This is a genomic window from Rhizobium chutanense, assembly GCF_002531935.1.
GTDB lineage: Bacteria > Pseudomonadota > Alphaproteobacteria > Rhizobiales > Rhizobiaceae > Rhizobium > Rhizobium chutanense.
In genome coordinates this window covers 1-20870 of record NZ_NWSV01000039.1, presented here as the reverse complement: position 1 = coordinate 20870, position 20870 = coordinate 1, and the positions used below count along the sequence as shown (strand labels likewise).

The following is a 20870-nucleotide window of genomic DNA, read 5'->3' as shown; positions in this document are numbered from 1 at the left end:
CAGGGAGAGGAATTCCCAAGATGAGCACCTACATCAATTTCACGCTCGAAACCGACGCCGACGGCATCGCTCTTATCACCTGGGACATGCCCGGCAAGTCGATGAACGTCTTCACATCAGAGGTGATGGCCGAACTCGATGCCATCATCGATGCGACCACTGCCGACGCCGCGATCAAGGGCGTCGTCTTCACATCAGGCAAATCCTCCTTCTCCGGCGGCGCCGATCTGTCGATGATCAAGTCGATGTTCAGCTCCTATCAGGAGGAGAAGGCAAAGAGCCCGGAAAAGGCGGTGCAGACCCTCTTCGGTCTGGTCGGCCGCATGTCCGGCCTGTTCCGCAAGCTGGAAACCTCCGGCAAGCCCTGGGTATCGGCGATCAACGGCACCTGCATGGGCGGCGCTTTCGAACTGTCGCTCGCCTGCCACGGCCGCGTCGCCTCCAATGCCAAGAGCGTCAAGATCGCGCTGCCCGAGGTCAAGGTCGGCATCTTCCCCGGCGCCGGCGGCACCCAGCGCGTGCCGCGCCTTGCCAATGCACAGGATGCGCTGCAGATGATGACGACTGGCCAGTCGCTGACCGGCTCCCGCGCCAAGGCGATGAACCTCGTGCATCAGGTGGTCGAGCCGGATCGGCTGATCCCCGCCGCCAAGCAGATGATCAAGGATGGCCTGAAGCCGGTCGCGCCCTGGGACGAGAAGGGCTTCAAGGCGCCCGGCGGCGGCATCTGGACGCCTGCCTCCGCCCAGCTCTGGCCGGCGGCGCCGGCGATCCTGCGCCGGGAGACATCGGGCAATTATCCGGCAGCGCTCGCCATCCTGCAATGTGTCTATGAAGGCCTGCAGGTGCCGTTCGACACGGGTCTGAAGATCGAGCAGCGTTATTTTACCGAGGTGCTGCAGAGCCGCGAGGCCTTCTCGATGATCCGTTCGCTGTTCATTTCCATGCAGGAACTCGGCAAGGGTGCGCGGCGCCCGGCAGGCATCCCGAAGACCGAGCTGAAACATGTCGGCGTCGTCGGCGCCGGCTTCATGGGCGCTTCGATCGCCTATGTCACCGCCGCCGCCGGCATTCCCGTGACGCTGATCGACCGCGACATCGAGGCGGCGACCAAGGGCAAGGCCGTGTCCGAAGGCCTAGTCAAGGATTCTGTCGGTAAGGGACGTCTGACGCAGGACGAGGCGGCGGCGCTGCTGTCGCGCATCACGCCCTCGGCCGATTATGCCGCCCTTGCCAAAACAGACCTCGTCATCGAGGCGGTGTTCGAGGATCGCGAGGTGAAGAAGGCGGTTATCGAGGCGGTCGAAGCCGTGCTGCCGGAAGGCGCGATCTTTGCCTCCAATACCTCGACCCTGCCGATCTCGGGTCTGGCGAAGAATTCCAGACGCCCGGCCGATTTCATCGGCATCCATTTCTTCTCGCCTGTCGAGAAGATGATGCTGACCGAGGTGATCCTCGGAAGCGAAACCGGCGACAAGGCGCTGGCCGTCGCGCTCGATTATGTCGCGGCGATCAAGAAGACGCCCATCGTCGTCAACGACACCCGCGGCTTCTTCGTCAATCGCTGCGTGCTGCGCTACATGTCGGAAAGCTACGACATGCTGATCGAGGGCGTACCGCCGGTCATGATCGAAAATGCCGCCAAGATGGCCGGCATGCCGGTGGGGCCGCTGGCTTTGAATGACGAGGTGGCGATCGATCTGTCGCTGAAGATCCTCAAGGCGACGGTCGCCGATCTCGGCGAAAAGGCCACCGACCCCCGGCATATGGAGCTGATCTCCCGCATGGTCGAAAAGGAGGGCCGCTTCGGCCGCAAGAATGCCAAGGGCTTCTATGATTATCCGCCGAAGCCGGCGAAGAAGTCGCTCTGGCCCGATCTCAAGAGCTTCTACCCGCAGAAGAAGGCGGATGAGGTCGATGTCGCCGTGCTGAAGCAGCGCTTCCTCGTCACCATCGCACTCGAAGCCGCCCGCACCGTCGAGGAAGGCATCGTCACCGATCCGCGCGAGGCCGATGTCGGCTCGATCCTCGGCTTCGGCTTCGCGCCCTATACCGGCGGGGCGCTCTCCTATATTGACGGCATGGGGGTGAAGGCTTTCGTGGAACTGGCTGAAAAGTTAGCTGAGGCTTACGGAAAACACTTCGAGCCGACGCCGCTGCTGAAGGATATGGCGGCCAAGGGCGAGACCTTTTATGGGCGGTTCGATCCCTATGTGAAGGTCGGGCAGGCGGCTTAGGCCGTTTTCGCGGTCTTGGTTTACGGGGCATCTTTGCCGTCGTGCCGTGGCACCCCCGCCGCCCTGCCGGGCAGGGGAGTGAACACGGCACGACGTCGAAGAGTCTTCTGATTTCCCTCAGCCCGCACGAATGCTAATTTTCCCTGCCGACGCCTTGTCACGGACACAATTCCCGATTAAACGTTCAAGCATCGATCTTGCTAGATGAACTTTGAAACGGCGCTTGCGTCGTTCCTGGCGAACTTCCTCCAAAATCGGTTTTCATCGCGGCTCGTACCTTTGTCCGGGCTGCAATCTTCTATGAGCGATTCGAAAGGGATATCGTCATGAGCACTGGTACCGTAAAGTGGTTCAACGCAACCAAGGGCTACGGCTTCATTCAGCCGGATGACGGCGCAGCCGACGTTTTCGTCCACATCTCCGCCGTTGAACGCGCTGGCATGCGCGATCTCAAGGATGGCCAGAAACTGTCCTACGAGCTCGTCCGCGACAACAAGTCCGGCAAGATGTCGGCAGACCGCCTCCAGGCGGCCTGAGCCTTTCAGCGCGTCCTTCTGAACGCGCGGGCTGAATATCATCTCCGGATCGTGACCACGGATGTACTGGCACGGTCCGTCGAGATGGCAGGGAAGGTCGGGTTAGCCCGGCCTTTTTTTGTTCCTGGGTGGTGTGCCCGATAGCTGGGGCAGCCGGGCATCGGAAGCCAAGCCGCTCAACCTCCAGCCGTCTCACCACCCTCCAGCATCTCCATCACCCGCGCCATCACCGCCCGCGCCGCATCGAGTTCGGCCGACGTGAACGCAGCACCCAGCCCATCCGCCCACCCGGCCTGCGCCGCCTCGATAACCCCGAGCCGCGCGGCCCCCTCCGCCGTCAGCCGCACCAGCTTGGCGCGCTGGTGCTGCGGGTTGTCGGCATAGGCGATCAGCTCTTCGCCCTCCAGCACGTCGGTTAGCCGCTGCACCCCCTGGCGGGCGAGGCCGAGGGCGCGGGCAATCTGCGCCACCGACATATCGCCGCGCCGTGCCGCCGCCAGCACCTGCCAGCGCGCGCTTGTCTGTCCCGCGGGCTTGGCCAGCTGGTCGCCGGCCGCCGTCAGATGGCCGGCGAGGCGAAGCGCCGTGATCGCGAACGCGGAAAAGGCATTCCCCTCCATCGTCCGCTCCGGTCGATTTTGTTTGACAACATGTTGTCGATTTTGTATCTCATCCATAATGACAACATATTGTCATATCTTGGTGGCCGGCGCAACGGCCAAGGAGGAGGACCTCATGAAGAAGACCTACAAGGGAAGCTGCCATTGCGGCAAAGTGCACTACGAAGTGGACATGGACCTCGCAGAAGGCACCGGCCGCTGCAATTGTTCGATCTGCGCCAAGCGGCGCTACTGGGGCGCCAACGTCAAGCCGGAGGATTTCCGGCTGATGTGCGACCCGGCGGAAACGGCTGACTACCAGTTCAACACGATGAGCGGCCATCACCGCTTCTGCCGCACCTGCGGCGTGCCGGCCTTTGGCGACGGTTATGTCGAGGCGATCGGCGGCGCCTATGTCTCGATCAACATCGCCTGCCTCGATGATATCAGCCCCGAGGAACTGGCGGCCCTGCCGGTCCGTTATTACGACGGCAGGCATGATGCCTGGTGGAACGAACCTGAAGTGACGAGTTACCTCTGAGGCAACTCCGGCAAAATTGCGCAGCAGTTTTGCCGGAGTTGCGCAAACGGAAGCATCCTTGTCGGATCGTCGTCATCCCGTTCGTCCTCGGTCCATCACGGAGAAGGAGAACGGAAGTGAAAGACGAAGCGAAGGCCAGGATCGAGGAAGAGGCGGTCATCGCCATGCTGATGATGCGCGCCAAGGCGCTGGGGGAAAAGAACGCCGAGGAGGCGCTTTCCTATGAGGCCGAGGATGCGATCGAATTTTCGCTGGCGCCGCCGCTCGTCTATTACGGCAAGGACGAGCCGGGCCTGCAGGCCTGGTTCGACACCTGGGAAGGCCCGATCGGCGGCGAGGTGCGCGATGCCAAGCTGACGGTCGGCGAGGATGTCGCCTTCTGGAGCGGCCTGACCCGCATGACCGGCACCAAGACCGATGGCGCCGAAGTCGATCTCTGGTTCCGCCAGACGCTGGGCCTCGTCAAGCGGGATGGCCGCTGGCTGGTCGCTCACCAGCACGCCTCGGTGCCTTTCGCCATGGATGGCAGCGGCCGCGCGCTGCTCGATCTGAAGCCGTGACCGTGCCTTCCGATATCAGGCGGTATTCTCCGCCGCCTTCCGGCGGCCGGCGCGCACCGCCATGATCCCGGCACCCATCAACAGCAGGATTGCCGTTGCATAGATATCCGTCGTCAGGGCGTAACCGGCCGATTTCGCCAGGAACCCCGCAAGGATCGCCGGCAGGCTGAAGGCGAGATAGCTCTGGACGTAGAAGGCGGCAAGCAGCCCGGCCCGCTCGTCCGGCTTGGCAAGCGGCATGATGGTGCCGATCGAGCCGAGGAAATTGGTGCCGAAACCGGCGCCGGTGAACACCGTGCCGATGATGAGCAGCGGCACATTGGCAAGATGCACGCCGGCAACGACCGTCAGGATGCCCAGCGTCTTGGCCGACACGCCGAAGCCGAGATTGGCCGCGGCGCTCTTGGCGCGCCTGAGATAGACGGTGATCGCCCCGCTCGCCATCAGCGCGGTCACAACGGCTCCGCCGGTCAGCGGCGCGGCGCTGCCGGTCGTGCCGGCGACCAGCGACGGGACCAGCGAGAGATAGAAGCCGGCGAGCGTCCAGTTGGCGATGTTGATCGGCGTCACCAGCGACAGCGGCCGCTTCACCTGCGGCGGAACGGTGACGCGCGGCATCAGCGAGCCGAGCGCGCCCGGCCGCCTGCCGCCGGTCTCGCGCGTCAGCCAGATGCCGGCCGCCTGCACCGCGAAGACGGCGAGCAGCAGCGCATAGATCAGATGCATTGGGAACGGGGCATATTGGATCAGCGCACTGGTGCCGACCGCGCCCACCGCCATGCCGCAAAGCGGCGCGATCGAATTGACGATCTGCCCCTTGGCCCGGTCGACATCGACGAGCGCGGCGCCGAGCGAAGCGCCGGCGATCCCCGTTGCAATACCCTGCACGATCCGCGCCGCGATCAGCCAGCCGGGGCCGCTGGCGGCGACGAAGAGCGCCATGGCGACGATTTCGAGCACCAGGGCGAAAAAGATCACCGGCTTGCGGCCGAGATGATCGGAGATCGAACCGGCCGTCAGCAGCGCTGCGAGCAGCGCGAAGGCATAGACGGCGAAGACCACGGTGATCAGCACCGGCGAAAGCGCGAAGTTCTCCTGGTAGATCCGGTAGAGCGGCGTCGGCGCTGCGGAAGCGCCGAAGAAGGTGGCGAGCGTCAGCGCATGAAAGCCGATCGAGGGGCGCGGCGCATTCTCTCTGGATTTGGCTGCGGCGAGCATATATAAGCCCTCTTAAAGCTAAGTCGTTGCGTTAGCTCCATGTAATGTAGGTGCACCATAAAAGCAAATTGTTTGCGTTTATGGTTCTGTCAAAGATTTTGAACTATCGGGATGGGGATCGGGTTGCAGGCATGGCAGTGAAAGAGAATCCCCGTCCGGGCGGCAGAAGCGCCAGGGTCCAGGCATCGGTGCACAAGGCGGTGCGAGAGCAGCTGGCCGAAATGAGCCGCGCCGAGGTGACCATCCCGCTGATCGCCGCCAGAGCGGGTGTGACGCCGTCGACCATCTATCGCCGCTGGGGCGACCTGCAGGCGCTTCTTGCCGATGTCGCCGTCGAGCGGCTGCGCCCGGATATGCAGCCGGTCGATGCCGGCAGCGGCCAGGCCGATCTTCAAGCCTGGGCCGAGCAATATGCCGAGGAAATGTCTTCCGGCCCGGGCCGCGAGATGATCCGCGACGTGCTGGCGGCGCAGGCGGGCGCCAATGCCTGCAAATGCTGCGAATATACCCGCCAGCAGATCGTCGTCATCGCCGACAGGGCAAAGGCCCGCGGCGGGGCCTTTCCGGATGTCGATCTCGTCATGGATCAGCTCGTGGCGCCGATCATGTACCGCATCCTGTTCGGCGACGTGCCGGAGGCATCACGGGTGCGCGATCTGGTCGCCCGCGTCATGAACACAGCGGGCTGAATTTACTCTGCGGCTGCGCGCTTCAGGCCGGATATCTGGGTGATATAGGCGCGCAGCGCCGCCGGCCGCACCGGTTTGTGCTGAACGGCGATATCGTGCCGCTCGGCCTCGCTGCGCACCTCAGGCGTGCGGTCGGCGGTGATCATCAGGGCCGGGATATCGGCGCCGAACTGCCGGCGCAGATGCAGGATCGCGGCAATGCCGGTTCCGTCGTCGAGATGATAGTCGGCGATGGCGAGATCCGGCGGCCCGTCACGGCCGTCGCTCGATATCACGTCGGCGAGGCAATCCAGTGCCGTGACCTCGCAACCCCAGCCGCTGAGCAAGAGCCGCATGCCTTCGAGGATCTTCGGCTCGTTGTCGATGCAGAGGATCTTCAACCCCTTGAGCGGCTGCCCCACCCGGTCGGCCGGAACGGTGGCGGGGGCGGCCTCGGCCGGGCGCGAGACGTCGAGCGGCATGGCGATGCGAAATTCGGTGCCCTTGCCATGCGTCGACTGCAGCTCGACCGGATGGTTGAGCACGCGGGCGATTCGGTCGACGATCGAAAGGCCGAGCCCGAGGCCGGAGGCGGTTTTGGCGCCTTCGTCCAGCCGGGCGAATTCCTTGAACACGGTGCGGAACTTCGACGGCGGAATGCCGATGCCGGAATCGATCACCTGGATGATCACCTGGTTGCCGCGCCGCCGTGCGCCCACCAGAACCTTGCCGGTGATCGTGTATTTGATCGCGTTGGAAACCAGGTTCTGCACCAGCCGGCGCAGAAGGTTGGGGTCGGAGCGGACCCTGAGCGATGTCGGCATGACCACCAGCTTCAGCTGTTTTTCGCGCGCAATCGGCGCAAAATCGGTCTCGATCCGCTCCAGCAGATCGGAAAGTGCGACGGAGGCAAGCCGCGGCCGCATCGCGCCGGTATCGAGCCTCGATATGTCGAGCACGGCGCCGAGAATGGTTTCGACCGATTCCAGGGCGGAATCGATGTTGCGCACGATCGGGCTGTTATCGGATTGTGCCATGCGCTCGACCAGTGCCGAGGAATAGAGCCGGGCGGCATTCAGCGGCTGCAGGATGTCGTGGCCGGCGGCAGCGAAAAAGCGGGTCTTGCCGATATTCGCCTCGTCGGCGGCGGCGCGTGCCTCGCCGAGTTCGCGGTTGACGCGGGTGAGCTCCGCCGTGCGTTCGGCGACGCGCTGTTCCAGCGTCTCGTTTGCCTGCTTCAGCGCCTGGTCGGCGCTGACGCGCTGGGTGATATCGGTGAAGGTGGCGACGATACCCTTGTCCGGCATGGCGTTGGAGCGCACCTCGATGATCCGCTCGCCGCCGCCGAGCACCAGCGAAAAGGGTTTGTCGAGCGTCAGGAAATGCCGCACCGTCTGGCTGAGATCGCCGGGCGCGATGTCGCCGCGCTGGCTGAGCGTGGTGACGATCTCGGACAGGGGAAAACCGACCTGGCCGGCACTTTCCGGCAGATCCAGCAATTGCCGGAAGCGTCGGTTCCAGATCGTCAGCCGGTTGGAGCTGTCGAAGACGGCGATGCCCTGGTCCATCTGCGACAGCGCCGTCTGCAGCATGTCCTGGTTATATTGCAGCGCCTCGCTTGCCTGGTCGAGCAGCCAGGCGGTGTCGGATGAGGCATCCTCGATCTTCTGCAGGATCAGGGACAGCACCAGCCTTGCCGAAGACGAGCCGATGGCGCTGCCGAGCAATTGTTCGCTGAAATGGATCAGCGCCATGTCGGCCGGCTGCTCGTCCTCCAGCTTGCGGCCGGAGCTTTGTTCGTAGGTGGTGAACGAACGCTGCATCCGCTCTTCGCCGAGATAACGCGAGATCGCCGCCTTGAGATCGCCGACGCTGATGCGGGTCTTCCAGCCGCGCGTGGCAAATTGCGAGCGCGAATGCCGTTTGACGAAGATGCCGGCCTGGATGCGCTCGAGCGGCCTGGCATTGCGGGTGAGCGAGCCGACGATGAAGAAGGCGGTGTTGACGAGCAGGCTCATGACGGTGGCATTGACCAGCGGATCGGCATCGGGCGCGGCAAACAGCGTCGTTCCGGGAAAGATGAAGCCGAGCACGGCGCTTGCCACATGCGAATAATCGGGACCGCCGAGTGAGGGCAGGAACAGCAGATAGATCCAGATGACGAAGCCGGAGGTGAGCCCGAGGATCGCGCCGCGTGCATTCGCCCGGCGCCAGATCAGCCCGCAGATGAGGGCAGGGGCGATTTGCGCGATCGCGGCAAAGGAAAGCAGGCCGATCGAGGCAAGGCCGGCGGTGCTGTCGGTCGAGCGGTAATAGGCGTAGCCGAACAGCAGCACGGCGAAGATGGCGCTGCGGCGGATATTGAGCAGCGTCTTGGCGAAATTGTCGCGCTGGCTGGCGCGACCGGCGAGTTTGCGTCGCAAGAAGATCGGCATGATGATGTCGTTCGACACCATGATCGACAGCGCCACGGAATCGACGATGACCATCGCGGTGGCGGCGGAGAAGCCGCCGATGAAGGTGATCAGCGACACCAGAGGCATCTGGCCGGCAAGCGGCAGCGACAGCATGTAGAAATCGGCATTGCCGCTGCCGCCGAAGGTCAAGAGCCCGCCGATCGCCACCGGCAGCACGAAGAGATTGATGGCGACGAGATAGGTGGGAAACAGGAAGCCCGCCAGTTTCAGCTGCTTCGGCGTCCGGTTTTCGACGACGGTCACATGGAATTGCCGCGGCAGCAGGATGATCGCGAAGGCCGACAGCAGGATCAGCGTGATCCAGCGGCTGATCGGCGTATGGTAATTCAGCGCCGACATGACGAGCGCGTTGTCGACGGTCTTCTGCCAGAGATCGGCCGGGCCGTCGAAGAGAAACCAGATGACACAGACGCCGGCCGTCAGGAAGGCGACGAGCTTGACGACGGATTCCATCGAGACGGCGAGGATCAGGCCGTCCTGGTGTTCCGTCGCATCCGTGTGCCGCGTGCCGAACATGACGGCGAAGCAGGCAAGCACCAGGGTTGCGAGGAGCGGCAGGTCGAGGAAATAGAGATTGCCGCTGCCGATGCCGTAATCGGAGGGGTTGACCATGGCGCTGACGGTGCTGGAGATCGCTTTCAGCTGCAGCGCGATATAGGGGATGGTGCCGATCAGCGAGATCAGCGCAACGATCGTCGCGACCGTCGGGTTCTTGCCGTAGCGCGCCGCGACGAAATCGGCGACCGAGGTGAGCTTCTCCGCCTTGGCGAGCTCGATGATGCGGCGAAGCAGCGGCATGCCGAGCGTGAAGACCAGGATCGGGCCGATATAGATGCCGGCAAATTCCAACCCGCGCTGCGCGGCAAGCCCGACGCTGCCGAAATAGGTCCAGGAGGTGCAGTAGATCGCCAGGCTCAGCGCATAGACGACGGGCCATCCGCCGCCGAGTGCGCCCGGGCTGCGGGTCTTGTGGTCGCCATAGCTTGCCACGGCGAAAAGCAGGAGCAGATAGCCGAAGGCAGACGCGAATATGACCCAGCCTGGAAGCATTGACCCTCCGCCGGCGGAAACCGCCGGGACCTCCCGCAACAGGATCAGCTTAAGTTATTTCAGGGGCTTTGAAAATTCCCGGCCGTCTAGGCCTTAAGTCAAAGAACCCAACGGAGTATGGCGAAATAATTGCGATTGGCGATTGATTAATTGCAGTGAAGATGGTGCTAATAAAAACAATTGCATATCGTTGAACTGCATCAGAGGGAGACGGATCCGATGCTCAATGAGTTCAAGGCCTTTATCGCCCGCGGCAATGTCATGGATCTTGCCGTCGGCGTCATCATCGGCGGCGCCTTCGGCGGCATCGTCAAATCTTTGGTCGACGACCTGATCATGCCGATCGTCGGCGCCATTTTCGGCGGTTTCGATTTTTCCAATTACTTCCTCCCACTCTCGTCGGCCGTCAACGCGCCGACGCTGGCCGCCGCCCGTGCCCAGGGAGCGGTGTTTGCCTATGGCAGCTTCCTGACGGTTCTCATCAACTTCCTCATTCTCGCCTGGATCATCTTCCTGATGGTCAAGGGTGTGAACACCCTGCGGGCCCAGGTCGAGCGCAAGGAAAAGGCCGCACCGGAAGAGCTACCGCCGCCGCCCGCCGACGTGCAGCTGCTGACCGAGATCCGCGACCTGCTGGCCAAACGCCCGACGGCTTGATCCGAGCTGGAGCCTCGTGCTGCGAGTACCGTTCCGGACCCCTCCCCAACCCCTCCCCACAAGGGGGAGGGGCTTAACCTGCCGCACCCGTTTTCCCTATCTGCGACGTTTCGAGTGGAACGAGGCGGACGCTCCGGGTTAGTCCCTCCCCCTTGTGGGGAGGGGTTGGGGAGGGGCCTTTTGCAAAGGCGGAAGGGGGACAGAGAGGGGCGGTATATCCCCTTCTCCCCGTATACGGGGGTCCGAAGGACGGTGCCGGCAGGCGGATGGGGCAGCTCCGGTTCATTCATCACCAAAATCGATGTGCCATCACTTGTTATCATGGGATTTGCCGGTGCAAATCCGCTATGAAGGCGGAAACCGGAGATATGCATGTCGATCGTGAAAAGCCTCAGCCCGCGCGCCATGGCGGCGCCCGAAAGCGGGATCGTCGAAGTCGTCAATTATGCCCGTGGCCGCGAAGGCCTGCTGCCGCTCTGGGTCGGTGAAGGCGATCTGCCGACGCCTGATTTCATCAGCCGGGCGGCGATGGATGCGCTGGCTTCAGGCGAGACCTTCTACACCTGGCAGCGCGGCATTCCCGAGCTTCGCCGGGCGCTTTCGGATTATTACAGCAGACATTTCGGGCTCCGGCTTCCGGTCGAGCATTTCTATGTCACCGGTTCCGGCATGCAGGCGATCCAGATCAGCGTTCAGGCCTTGACCTCGCCGGGTGACGAATTCGTCTATCTCACCCCCGCCTGGCCGAATATCGCCGCCGCCCTCGAGATCGCAGGCGCCCGTTCGGTCGGTGTCGAGCTGCAGTTCGAAGGCGGCAAATGGGTGGTCGATCTCAACCGCATCGAAGCCGCCATCACGGAAAAGACCAGGGGCCTGTTCATCAACACGCCGTCGAACCCGACCGGCTGGACGGCAACGAAGAAGGATCTGGCCGATCTCCTGGCGCTCGCCCGCAAGCACGACCTCTGGATCATGGCCGATGAGATCTACGCCCTCTATTATTTTCCAGGCGGCCGGGCGCCCTCCTTCCTCGACGTGATGGAGCCTGACGACAAGATCATCTTCGTCAATTCCTTCTCGAAGAACTGGTCGATGACCGGCTGGCGCGTCGGCTGGATCGTCGCACCCCCTGAGATGGGCCAGGTGCTGGAAAACCTCGTGCAATATTCGACATCGGGCGTGGCGCAGTTCATGCAGAAGGGCGCTGTCGCCGCGCTGGATCAGGGCGACGATTTCGTGCGCGCCAATATCGCCAAGGCGGCCCGCTCCCGCGATATTCTCTGCGATGCGCTTGTTGCCACCAACCGCGTCGAGACGCTGAAGCCGGACGGCGCTCTATACGCCTTCCTGAAGATCGACGGCGTCACCGACAGCCGCCGCGCCGCCATCGATATCGTCGACAAGACGGGCGTCGGCCTTGCTCCCGGAACCGCGTTCGGCGCCGGCGGCGAACTCTTCCTGCGCGCCTGTTTCCTGCGCGACCCGGCCCAGGTGGCGGTCGCAGCCGAACGGCTTTGCGACTATTTCCTCAAGCTCTGACGGCGATCGGCCTGCTGCGGAAAGGAGAGGAAGTTATGGCTATTTCCGTGGGAGATCGCCGAGGGCTGCCCCTTCCGGCTGTGTGAAAGACCCCTCCCCAACCCCTCCCCACAAGGGGGAGGGACTAAGCCGGAGCGCTCGCCTCGTTCCACTCGAAACGTCGCAGATAGGGAAAACCGGTGCGGCAGGTTAAGCCCCTCCCCCTTGTGGGGAGGGGTTGGGGAGGGGTCTTGGATGGGCACAATGCCTCGATTTCGTGCCGGAATCGCCGGATCGATAAAACTTGAGCAAAGCCCGAAATCGACCTCTAACCACAAGTCCAAACATACCGGTTCAAAGGCGTTAGAACGGCCGTTCGATAACAAAATTGGAAAGAAAAACCGGGCCTGATGCCCCTGCTATAAAACAAAAGCAGGGATGCGGGACATGGCGGTTTTGGTGACGGGCGGCGCCGGATATATCGGCAGTCACATGGTTTGGGCGCTGCTCGATGCGGGCGAGGATGTGGTCGTGCTCGACTGCCTCTCCACCGGTTTTCGCTGGGCCGTGGCGCCGGCGGCGCGTTTCTATCTCGGCGACGTCGCCGATCCCGATATATTGAAGAAGATCTTCATCGAAAACGACATCGAGGCGATCATCCATTTCGCCGGTTCCGCCGTCGTCCCGGTCTCGGTTGCCGATCCGCTCTCCTATTATGACAACAACTCAGGCAAGACCCGGGCGCTGCTGAGCTCCTCGATCAAGGCCGGTATCCGCAACTTCGTCTTCTCCTCGACGGCGGCCGTTTATGGTCAGCAGAAGAGCGACCTGCCGGTGAAGGAGACGGCTGCCCTCAATCCGGAAAATCCTTACGGCCAGTCGAAGCTGATGACCGAATTCATGCTGCGCGATGCCGCCGCCGCCTATGATTTCAACTATGTCGCGCTTCGCTACTTCAACGTCGCCGGCGCCGATCCCGACCACCGTGCCGGCCAGTCGACCTCAGGCGCCACCCACCTGATCAAGGTTGCCTGCGAGGCCGCGCTCGGCAGGCGCGACAGCGTCAGCGTCTACGGTATCGACTATCCCACCCATGACGGCACCGGCGTGCGCGACTACATTCATGTCACCGACCTTGTCGAGGCCCATCTGAAAGCGCTGCAGCACCTGCGCAGGGACAAGGGTTCGCTCGTCGCCAATTGCGGTTATGGCAGCGGCTATTCCGTCCTCGACGTGCTGAACATGGTCACACGCCTGCACGGCCATTCCTTCAAGATCCACATGGCGCCGCGCCGCGCCGGCGATTCGGCAAGTGTCGTCGCCGACGCTTCGCTCGCAAGGCAGGTGCTCGGCTGGAAGCCGCGGCACGATTCGCTGGAAACCATCGTCCAGAGCTCGCTCGATTGGGAACTCTTCCTGGCGAACAGAAACGTCGACGACCTCAACAGCATCCACCGGGCACTCGCCGCCGCATCTTTTTAGAGCGCTGCCAGCCCGTCGACCATTCCCGTGCCTGCGGGACCTGCATGACATCAAGCGAATAGGGAAAAATCGAGCATCGCCTGGCCCCGGCCAACGGAAGCAAGAGAAGATGAGGAACTTTCTAGCCTCGTTGAGGCTGCAAAAAGACAATCCGACCTTTCTGACGGCGCAGTTCCAGGCCCTGTCGTCGCAGATCCCCATTCTCTATGTTCTCTTGATCATCAATGCCCTTGCGGTGGCGGTCACCCATCTCCAATCCGCGCCCCTCTGGCTCTCCTGTTATATTCCGGTCGGCTTGAGCATCGTCTGTATTTTCCGACTCTGCTGGTGGGAGGCCAGAGGCAAAGACATGACCGCCGAGCGGGCCTACCGGCTGATGAAGGTTACCATAGCGGGCGCCTGCATCCTGTGCGTTGCTTTCGGTGGCTGGGCGATCGCGCTTTACCGCTATGGCGATGCCTACCAGCAGGGCCAGATCGCCTATTTCCTGGTCGTGACCGGGATTTCCTGCATCTTCTGCCTGATGCATCTGCCGTTGGCGGCGGTGCTCACCACGATCATCACCTTCTCGGCCATGGTCGTAACCTTCATGTTCTCGGGCAATCCGGTTTTCGTCGCGACCGCCGTCAGCGGTCTTTTCCTGATCCTGCCCTTTCTCCGGGTGATCGACAGCTATTTCCAGAACTTCGTCGGCCTTGTGCGATTGACCGAGGAGCTGAAGCAGAAACGGGCGGAAGCCGAAGAGCTGAACCTCGTTAACAGCCGCAACGCCCTGCATGACCAGCTGACCGGCCTTGCCAACCGCCGCAGTTTCTTTCTCTCGCTGGAACAGCGGCTGCAGAAGCAGCCGTCTCGGCCACCCGTCATCGGCATTCTCGATCTCGACGGCTTCAAGCCCGTCAACGACGTCTTCGGCCATGCCGCCGGCGATCTCGTGCTCAAGGAGACCGCCCGCCGTTTCACTGCGCTGGTCGGCGAAGAGGGCGTCGTCTCCCGTCTCGGCGGCGATGAGTTCGGCATCATCTTCCCCTGTTCGATGACACGCCAGGCAATCGCCGATCTCGGCCAGGCGCTTTGCGCCGCCGTCCGCGATCCTTACGAAATCCCCGACGGTTCGGTGCGCGTTTTCGGTTCCTGCGGCATCGTCTATCCCGACGCCGGCGAATACACCGCCGAAGATCTCTATGAAAAAGCCGATTTCGCCCTCTACCAGGTCAAGAGCAAGCGCAGCAGCGGCGTCGAATTCTTCTCAGCCGAGCATGAGAAGATCCTGACGCAGCGCTATCTGATCGAACTCGAGCTGCAGGCGGGCGATTTCGCCAGGGAATTGAAACTCGATTATCAGCCGATCGTCGAATTGAAGAGCGGCCACGTCGTCGGTTACGAGGCACTCGCCCGTTGGGACAGCGCCCGCTTCGGCCGCATCAGCCCGGAAGCCTTCATTCCGGCTGCAGAGCGCACCGCCGTCATCGGCCGCATGACGCGCATCCTCTTTGCCAAGGCGCTCGAAGCGCTGGCGATCATCCCGAAACATCTCAGGCTGTCCTTCAATCTCTCGGCGCGCGATATCTGCGACCACGAGACCTCGATGGCGCTGCTCGCCATGATCACCCGCTCCGGCATCGATCCCAGGCGCATCGAATTCGAGATCACCGAGACGGCGCTGCTCTCCGATTTCGACACCGCCGACCAGGTGATATCGATGCTGCGCGCCGCCGGCATCTCGATCGCGCTCGACGATTTCGGCACCGGCTATTCCAGCCTCAGCCATATCCACCGTCTCGGCTTCGACAAGCTGAAGATCGACAAGGCCTTCGTGATGAATCTCGATCGCGACGCCCGTTGCATGAACATTACCCGCTCGGTCGCCAATCTCTGCCAGAATCTCGGCATTGCCTCCGTCGCCGAAGGCGTCGAAAGCGAAGAGATCGCTGAAGGGTTGAAGGCGATGGGCGTTCGCCTGGCGCAGGGCTATCATTTCTCGCGGCCGCTGCCGCTGGAACTTGCCATCGATTATGCCGCCCGCTGCGAAGCGGCGGTCGCCGCCCGCAATTCCCTGTCTGCCTGAACCGAGCTTAAATCGACTGGAGCGCTGCCTCGTCCTCGGCTATTCCTAAGTCGCAACGGAGGAGGTGAAGCATGCAGGACGGCGAACGCTCGGGCGAAGTCATCATTGAACGGCGGGGGACTGCGGGCGTGATCCGGCTCAACCGGCCGCGGGCGCTGAACAGCCTGACGTTGCCGATGATCCGTGCGATCGCCGAGGCGCTGCACGTCTTTGCCGGTGATCCCGAGGTGGCGAGCGTCGTCATATCGGGGGAGGGCGAACGCGGCTTCTGCGCCGGCGGCGACATCCGCGCCCTGCACGAGAGCGCCCGCGCCGGCGATGATCTCGCGGCAACCTTCTGGCGCGAGGAATTCCGCCTCAACCATCAGATCGCATCCTATCCCAAACCCTATGTCGCGCTGATGGACGGCATCACCATGGGCGGCGGCGTCGGCCTGTCGTCACACGGCCGCCACCGCATCGTTACCGAGCGCACGCGGCTCGCCATGCCGGAAACCGGCATCGGCTATATCCCCGATATCGGCGCCACCTGGCTGCTGCCGCGCGCCCCCGGCGAAGCCGGAACATGGCTCGGCCTGACGGGGCTGGATATCGGCGCCGCCGACGCGATTCACGCCGGGCTTGCCGACCTTCAGATCGCGTCGCCGCGGCTTGGCGCGGTGATCGATGTTCTCTCGGGCCTGCCACGCGGCAGTTCGTCGAGCGATCTTGATACCCTGTTGCAGGGCCTTTCCGAACCTCCGGCAGAAAGCCGGCTCAGGCAGAATGCGGCGATGATCGATCGCGCCTTTCGTTTCGACACGGTCGAAGAGATCCTGGCAGCGCTGGCAGGCGAAGAGGGCGACTTTGCCGCCGAGACGCGCCGGGTACTGTCGACCCGTTCGCCGACCAGCCTGAAGCTCGCGCTGCGGCTGCTCCGGGCCGGCCGCCGCAGCGGTTCGCTTGCCGAATGCCTCGGCCGTGAACTCGGCGCCTGCCTGCAGATGCTGGATAATCCCGATTTCTTCGAAGGCATCCGCGCCGCCGTCATCGATAAGGACCGCAATCCGAAATGGTCGCCGGCCTCTGTCGAGGCTGTCGAGGCCGCAACCGTCGAGCGCTTCCTGAAACCGGTCGAACCGCCGCTTTCGCTCTGATCCTGTAACCGGTTATCGCCACATGCCGCGCATGCGGGCGCCGACATCGATGCGCACCTGCCGCGCCTGCGCGTGAGCGGCGGCATCCGATTTCACCTGCGGCCAGCTGCAGGCCTCGAAGAACTGCAGAAGCGTTGCCGGGATGAAGCGGCTGCGTGAGGCATAGACGTGCCGGTCGCCCTGCGAATTCTGCCCATAGGTGAAGAAGCGTTGCGGCACCACGAGATCGAGGCCGTCTCTCGCCCGCGTCATCGCGACATAGAGCAGCCGGCGTTCCTCCTCGATTTCGGCGGTGGCGCCGACGGCGAGATCGCTCGGAATGCAGCCGTCGACGACATTCAGCATGAAGACCCTGGTCCATTCCTGGCCCTTGGCGGAATGGATCGTCGAAAGGATGAGATAATCCTCGTCGAGCAGCGGCACGCCGGCCTGGTCGCTGGTCGCATCCGGCGGATCGAGGGTGAGCTCGGTGAGGAAACGTTCGCGCGAGGCATAACCGCCGGCGATCTGTTCGAGCTGTAAGAGATCGGCCTGCCGCGTGGCCGCATCCTCATGCAGCCGTTCCAGATGCGGGCCGTACCATTGCCGCGCCAACCCGATTTCCGCCGGCCAGCCGGCCTTGCCGGATTTCAGCTCCTGCAGCATGGCAACGAAATCGGTCCAGTCCTCGCCGGAGCGCGGTGGCGCCGGCATTTCGGCCAGTGCCGATATCGGGCTCGCATCCTCGGCCATCAGATCGAGCGCCTTCTGCGCCGTCGACGGCCCGACGCCCGGCAGGATCTGCATCAGCCGGAAGCCCGCCACCCGGTCGCGCGGGTTCTGGGCGAAACGCAGCGCGGCCAGCATGTCCTTGACATGGGCGCTGTCGAGAAATTTCAGTCCGCCGAATTTGACGAAGGGAATGTTGCGCCGGGTCAATTCGACCTCCAGCGGCCCGCTGTGATGCGAGGCGCGGAACAGCACGGCCTGCTGCTTGAGCTTGAGACCTTCTTCGCGATTGTCGAGCACCTTGTCGGCGACGTAACGCGCCTGCTCGGCCTCGTCGCGCACCGAAACCAGGCGCGGCCGCTCGGATGATTGCCGCTCGGTCCACAGGTTCTTGGTGAAACGCTCCGAGGCGAGATCGATGACGGCGTTGGCGGCGGTGAGGATCGGCTGCGTCGAGCGATAATTGCGGTCGAGCGTGACGATATCGGCGGCCGGGCTGAAGGCGCCGGGGAAATCGAGGATGTTGCGCACCGTCGCCGCGCGGAAGGAATAGATCGACTGCGCATCGTCGCCGACGACGGTCAGCCCCTGGCCCTGCGGCTTCAGCGCCATCAGGATCGAGGCCTGCAGCCGGTTGGTGTCCTGATATTCGTCGACCAGCACATGGTCGAAGCGGCTCCCGATATCCTCGGCAATCACGCTCTCGCCGACCATCTGCGCCCAATAGAGCAGCAGATCGTCGTAATCGAGCACGTTCTGCGCCTGCTTGGCCTCGACATAACAGGCGAAAAGTTCGCGCAGCTGTTTCTCCCAGGTCGCGCACCAGGGAAAGGCGTCGCGCAGCACCTCATCGAGCGCCGTTTCCGAATTCACCGCCCGGGAATAAATGGCAAGACAGGTGCCTTTGGCCGGAAACCGGCTCTCGGTCTTGGAGAAACCGAGATCGTGCCGGATGAGGTTCATCAGGTCGGCGCTGTCTTCGCGGTCGTGGATGGTGAAATCCGGATCGAGGCCGATCTGCTGCGCGTAATCGCGCAGCAGCCGCGCGCCGATGCCGTGAAAGGTGCCAGACCAGGACAGCGCATCCGCCATGATGCCGGCATTGGTGCCGAGAACATCCCGGCAGATGCGCTCGACGCGGCGCGCCATCTCGGCGGCCGCCCGGCGCGAGAAGGTCATCAGCAGGATGCGGCGGGGATCGGCGCCCTTGACGATCAGATGCGCGACCCGATGCGCCAGCGTATTGGTCTTGCCGGAGCCGGCGCCGGCAATGACCAACAGCGGCCCGGCAATATGGCTGCCGTCGGTGAGCGTGCCGTGTTCGACGGCCATGCGCTGCTGGGGATTGAGTTTTTCGAGGTACATCCAGCCGTCCGGTCGGGCTCCCGCAGAATCACTGGGGAAAGATTAGATGTTCCTTGAATGTTCGCGATTTCAGCCTCTGTCAAGCGCTGTAGCGCGAAACCTCAATCGGGGAAATCCGGGCCGATGACACGCCGCACCAGTTTCAGGCTGCGATCCGGCTGAAGAATATAGGTTTCCTCCACCCGCTGGCCCGTCCCGTTGTAGAATTGGTGATGGACGGCGCTGCCGACCGGCGATTTGGTGAGCTTCGTCCGCGGCTGGCCGCCATAGGTGATGCTGCCGGGAATGGGGTCCAGCGCCGGGCTATCGGCCGAAGAGCAGCCGGCGAGCAAAACCCCGGTCAACACGGCGGCGGGCAGAAGCGCTTTCATCGTCGTCATCCCTCTTTCGACTGCAGTCAGATATGGAAATCGCGGCGTCTTTCGCCAAGGGCTGCCGGCTCCGCCCGCAACGACATGTGCGGCGATGTCGAGGGCGCCGTCGGGATCGCCGAGAGCATCGTCGGCCGAGCTTATCTGCGCGGTCGCCTGTCGCGGGCCTGACGGAACCAACTGTCCTCCCGCGTGTTGAAATGCCGGATCGAAACGCTGGAGACCATCATGCGGTTGCTTCTTCGCCTCTCGGCAACGACCTTGATATCGGCTTGCTGTGTCTTTGCCGGCTCTGCCTATGGCGCGCTCGAAACCGGCGCGAATTATTCGGCGCTGCCGAAGGATCAGATCGCCCTCAACGAATATACCGGGAGGGCCGCCTGCGAACCGGCAGAGCCGCATTACCTGCCGTCCTTCATCCGCGCGGGCGATGGCACGATCATCGGCGTCGGTTATATCGAGGTGGAGAGTGAGGCAGGTACTGCCTGCTGAGCCAATCCGGCTTGCTCGAACGAGGCTCGCCTGCGTTGTCGCAGAGGTGACGAGCCTCTGACCATCATCATGATGGCTGGGCATCTTCTATGAAGACAGTTGCATCAGGCGCAACGCCCGTTGCACCAGAACCCGACACAGCTTCGATCCAGGGTTAAAGAAATTAAAGCGTTGCACCGTTCCGGCACGCTCCATTTACGGAAATGCCGACCGAAGGAGTTCAACGTGGCGGAGCGTGCTTTCGCGTCGCGTCGGACGCCTGGCGCGCTAATGCAGCTTCAGCTTTGCCTCTTCGGCCGCCGCCAGGAATTCGGCTCTCGCCTCTTCCACGCTCTTGCGCCCGTCGAGCGCCGCCCGGCAGGTGCTGCGGGCCTTGATGTAACGCAGCCCGCGCGCGTTCGGCCAGAAATCCGCCAGGCACTTCAGCGCATCGAACGGACCATTGACCGTTCGCGCGCTGGCGCCTTCGAAACCGACCGTCACCGGGCTGGTCCATTTTTCAGTTGCCATCGATGCTCCTCCACGATTGTCGACAGAAACAAAGTGCAGCGCTTCCGCATTCCTCCACGGAGACGCTGGCATAGCAGGCATTCTAGCGTGATTTTTGCGGTCAACAATGGTGAATCGTTGGTTGCCGATGAGGCGAAATGTCAGCTTGCGCACGCACGCAGGCCAAGAGGAATTTTATCTATCGCAAATAAGTTGTATGGCGCCGGCGCCCCGCCAAGTCTACCGTGCTCGGAAAGCTGAGGGTTCGACATGGGTTTAGAGCGAAAATTGATCCAGGTTGCTTTTCTGTCCGGGGCGCTGGTTATGCCGGTTTTCGCCCACGGCGCGGAGAGGGCCGCTGAAGAGGCTTTCCTTGTGCGCCTTTCCAATGAGGTCGTCTGAGAATGCAGCGGGAATATATGCGGGTTTAAAAGCATGGCAGTCCGGTTCATGCGTGATTGAACCCAGGAAAGACCCCTCCCCAACCCCTCCACACAAGGGGGAGGGGCTTAACCTGCCGCACCCGTTTTCCATATCCGCGACGTTTCGAGTGGGTCGAGGCGGACGCTCCGGCTTAGTCCCTCCCCCTTGTGGGGAGGGGTTGGGGAGGGGTCTTTCACAGGTACAGCCCGGGCTGATCCCTGACAGAATGAACCGGGTTGAAGGTTGACAAGTCATAGTGCGTCGGAGGGAGGGCT

The 20870-nt window shown here is 62.9% G+C and carries 17 protein-coding genes; 11 read left to right on the top strand and 6 right to left on the bottom strand.

Annotated elements, in window-relative coordinates; translation table 11 throughout:
• The first annotated feature begins 20 nt into the window (after positions 1 to 20).
• Together CO666_RS30910 and CO666_RS30905 are read left to right on the top strand one after the other, a co-directional pair.
• Positions 21 to 2237: a 3-hydroxyacyl-CoA dehydrogenase NAD-binding domain-containing protein gene (locus CO666_RS30910; protein ID WP_097615772.1), complete on the top strand. Its 2217-nt coding sequence runs from the start codon at positions 21 to 23 to the stop codon at positions 2235 to 2237.
• A gap of 326 nt (positions 2238 to 2563) precedes the next feature.
• A complete protein-coding gene (locus CO666_RS30905; protein ID WP_010064266.1) occupies positions 2564 to 2773 on the top strand; it encodes a cold-shock protein in 210 nt (69 codons plus the stop codon).
• 176 nt (positions 2774 to 2949) lie between these two features.
• Here the strand turns inward: CO666_RS30905 and CO666_RS30900 are convergent, their stop codons facing one another.
• Positions 2950 to 3450 (bottom strand): MarR family winged helix-turn-helix transcriptional regulator, encoded by a 501-nt coding sequence (locus CO666_RS30900; protein ID WP_097615771.1) that lies wholly within the window; start codon positions 3448 to 3450, stop codon positions 2950 to 2952.
• Between the two features lie 58 nt (positions 3451 to 3508).
• Between CO666_RS30900 and CO666_RS30895 the strand changes: the two genes are divergently transcribed.
• Both CO666_RS30895 and CO666_RS30890 read left to right on the top strand, forming a co-directional pair.
• Positions 3509 to 3913 (top strand): GFA family protein, encoded by a 405-nt coding sequence (locus CO666_RS30895; protein WP_097615770.1) that lies wholly within the window; start codon positions 3509 to 3511, stop codon positions 3911 to 3913.
• A 116-nt stretch (positions 3914 to 4029) separates the two neighbouring features.
• Complete coding sequence (locus tag CO666_RS30890; RefSeq protein WP_097615769.1) at positions 4030 to 4473, top strand: YybH family protein; 444 nt, start codon at positions 4030 to 4032, stop codon at positions 4471 to 4473.
• 15 nt (positions 4474 to 4488) lie between these two features.
• On the opposite strand, the gene CO666_RS30885 is transcribed toward CO666_RS30890, so the two are convergent.
• A complete protein-coding gene (locus CO666_RS30885; RefSeq protein WP_097615768.1) occupies positions 4489 to 5691 on the bottom strand; it encodes an MFS transporter in 1203 nt (400 codons plus the stop codon).
• 131 nt (positions 5692 to 5822) lie between these two features.
• Between CO666_RS30885 and CO666_RS30880 the strand changes: the two genes are divergently transcribed.
• On the top strand, positions 5823 to 6380 hold the full coding sequence (locus CO666_RS30880; protein ID WP_097615790.1) for a TetR/AcrR family transcriptional regulator: 558 nt from the start codon (positions 5823 to 5825) through the stop codon (positions 6378 to 6380).
• A gap of 2 nt (positions 6381 to 6382) precedes the next feature.
• On the opposite strand, the gene CO666_RS30875 is transcribed toward CO666_RS30880, so the two are convergent.
• Positions 6383 to 9886: a PAS domain-containing hybrid sensor histidine kinase/response regulator gene (locus CO666_RS30875; protein ID WP_097615767.1), complete on the bottom strand. Its 3504-nt coding sequence runs from the start codon at positions 9884 to 9886 to the stop codon at positions 6383 to 6385.
• Between the two features lie 219 nt (positions 9887 to 10105).
• Here CO666_RS30875 and mscL point away from each other — a divergent pair, with 219 nt between their 5' ends.
• The 5 genes from mscL to CO666_RS30845 all read left to right on the top strand — a co-directional run bounded on the left by mscL (position 10106) and on the right by CO666_RS30845 (position 16747).
• Positions 10106 to 10543: a large conductance mechanosensitive channel protein MscL gene (gene mscL, locus CO666_RS30870; protein ID WP_097615789.1), complete on the top strand. Its 438-nt coding sequence runs from the start codon at positions 10106 to 10108 to the stop codon at positions 10541 to 10543.
• Positions 10544 to 10915: 372 nt separating this feature from the next.
• A complete protein-coding gene (locus CO666_RS30860) occupies positions 10916 to 12082 on the top strand; it encodes a pyridoxal phosphate-dependent aminotransferase (protein ID WP_097615766.1) in 1167 nt (388 codons plus the stop codon).
• Between the two features lie 426 nt (positions 12083 to 12508).
• Positions 12509 to 13543, top strand: coding sequence for a UDP-glucose 4-epimerase GalE (gene galE / locus CO666_RS30855; RefSeq protein ID WP_097615765.1), 1035 nt, complete (start codon positions 12509 to 12511; stop codon positions 13541 to 13543).
• Between the two features lie 109 nt (positions 13544 to 13652).
• A complete protein-coding gene (locus CO666_RS30850) occupies positions 13653 to 15611 on the top strand; it encodes a putative bifunctional diguanylate cyclase/phosphodiesterase (protein WP_097615764.1) in 1959 nt (652 codons plus the stop codon).
• A 71-nt stretch (positions 15612 to 15682) separates the two neighbouring features.
• Positions 15683 to 16747, top strand: a complete 1065-nt coding sequence (locus tag CO666_RS30845; protein WP_097615763.1) for an enoyl-CoA hydratase/isomerase family protein — start codon at positions 15683 to 15685, stop codon at positions 16745 to 16747.
• A 12-nt stretch (positions 16748 to 16759) separates the two neighbouring features.
• Here the strand turns inward: CO666_RS30845 and CO666_RS30840 are convergent, their stop codons facing one another.
• Positions 16760 to 18820 (bottom strand): ATP-dependent helicase, encoded by a 2061-nt coding sequence (locus tag CO666_RS30840; protein ID WP_097615762.1) that lies wholly within the window; start codon positions 18818 to 18820, stop codon positions 16760 to 16762.
• A gap of 101 nt (positions 18821 to 18921) precedes the next feature.
• On the bottom strand, positions 18922 to 19200 hold the full coding sequence (locus CO666_RS30835; RefSeq protein WP_425352445.1) for a hypothetical protein: 279 nt from the start codon (positions 19198 to 19200) through the stop codon (positions 18922 to 18924).
• Between the two features lie 219 nt (positions 19201 to 19419).
• Between CO666_RS30835 and CO666_RS30830 the strand changes: the two genes are divergently transcribed.
• Positions 19420 to 19683: a hypothetical protein gene (locus tag CO666_RS30830; protein WP_097615787.1), complete on the top strand. Its 264-nt coding sequence runs from the start codon at positions 19420 to 19422 to the stop codon at positions 19681 to 19683.
• A gap of 267 nt (positions 19684 to 19950) precedes the next feature.
• Here CO666_RS30830 and CO666_RS30825 read toward each other — a convergent pair whose 3' ends face one another.
• Positions 19951 to 20193 carry a DUF982 domain-containing protein gene (locus tag CO666_RS30825; protein WP_097615761.1) on the bottom strand — a complete coding sequence of 81 codons (243 nt, stop codon included), beginning with the start codon at positions 20191 to 20193 and terminating at the stop codon, positions 19951 to 19953.
• Between the last annotated feature and the right edge of the window lie 677 nt (positions 20194 to 20870).

Bases quoted from the DNA above. Each gene is read 5' to 3' on its own strand.
- CO666_RS30910 (WP_097615772.1), top strand. From the start codon at position 21: ATGAGCACCTACATCAATTTCACGCTCGAAACCGACGCCGACGGCATC.
- CO666_RS30905 (WP_010064266.1), top strand. From the start codon at position 2,564: ATGAGCACTGGTACCGTAAAGTGGTTCAACGCAACCAAGGGCTACGGC.
- CO666_RS30900 (WP_097615771.1), bottom strand. From the start codon at position 3,450: ATGGATGAGATACAAAATCGACAACATGTTGTCAAACAAAATCGACCG.
- CO666_RS30895 (WP_097615770.1), top strand. From the start codon at position 3,509: ATGAAGAAGACCTACAAGGGAAGCTGCCATTGCGGCAAAGTGCACTAC.
- CO666_RS30885 (WP_097615768.1), bottom strand. From the start codon at position 5,691: ATGCTCGCCGCAGCCAAATCCAGAGAGAATGCGCCGCGCCCCTCGATC.
- CO666_RS30880 (WP_097615790.1), top strand. From the start codon at position 5,823: ATGGCAGTGAAAGAGAATCCCCGTCCGGGCGGCAGAAGCGCCAGGGTC.
- CO666_RS30875 (WP_097615767.1), bottom strand. From the start codon at position 9,886: ATGCTTCCAGGCTGGGTCATATTCGCGTCTGCCTTCGGCTATCTGCTC.
- mscL (WP_097615789.1), top strand. From the start codon at position 10,106: ATGCTCAATGAGTTCAAGGCCTTTATCGCCCGCGGCAATGTCATGGAT.
- CO666_RS30860 (WP_097615766.1), top strand. From the start codon at position 10,916: ATGTCGATCGTGAAAAGCCTCAGCCCGCGCGCCATGGCGGCGCCCGAA.
- galE (WP_097615765.1), top strand. From the start codon at position 12,509: ATGGCGGTTTTGGTGACGGGCGGCGCCGGATATATCGGCAGTCACATG.
- CO666_RS30850 (WP_097615764.1), top strand. From the start codon at position 13,653: ATGAGGAACTTTCTAGCCTCGTTGAGGCTGCAAAAAGACAATCCGACC.
- CO666_RS30845 (WP_097615763.1), top strand. From the start codon at position 15,683: ATGCAGGACGGCGAACGCTCGGGCGAAGTCATCATTGAACGGCGGGGG.
- CO666_RS30840 (WP_097615762.1), bottom strand. From the start codon at position 18,820: ATGTACCTCGAAAAACTCAATCCCCAGCAGCGCATGGCCGTCGAACAC.
- CO666_RS30835 (WP_425352445.1), bottom strand. From the start codon at position 19,200: ATGACGACGATGAAAGCGCTTCTGCCCGCCGCCGTGTTGACCGGGGTT.
- CO666_RS30830 (WP_097615787.1), top strand. From the start codon at position 19,420: ATGCGGTTGCTTCTTCGCCTCTCGGCAACGACCTTGATATCGGCTTGC.
- CO666_RS30825 (WP_097615761.1), bottom strand. From the start codon at position 20,193: ATGGCAACTGAAAAATGGACCAGCCCGGTGACGGTCGGTTTCGAAGGC.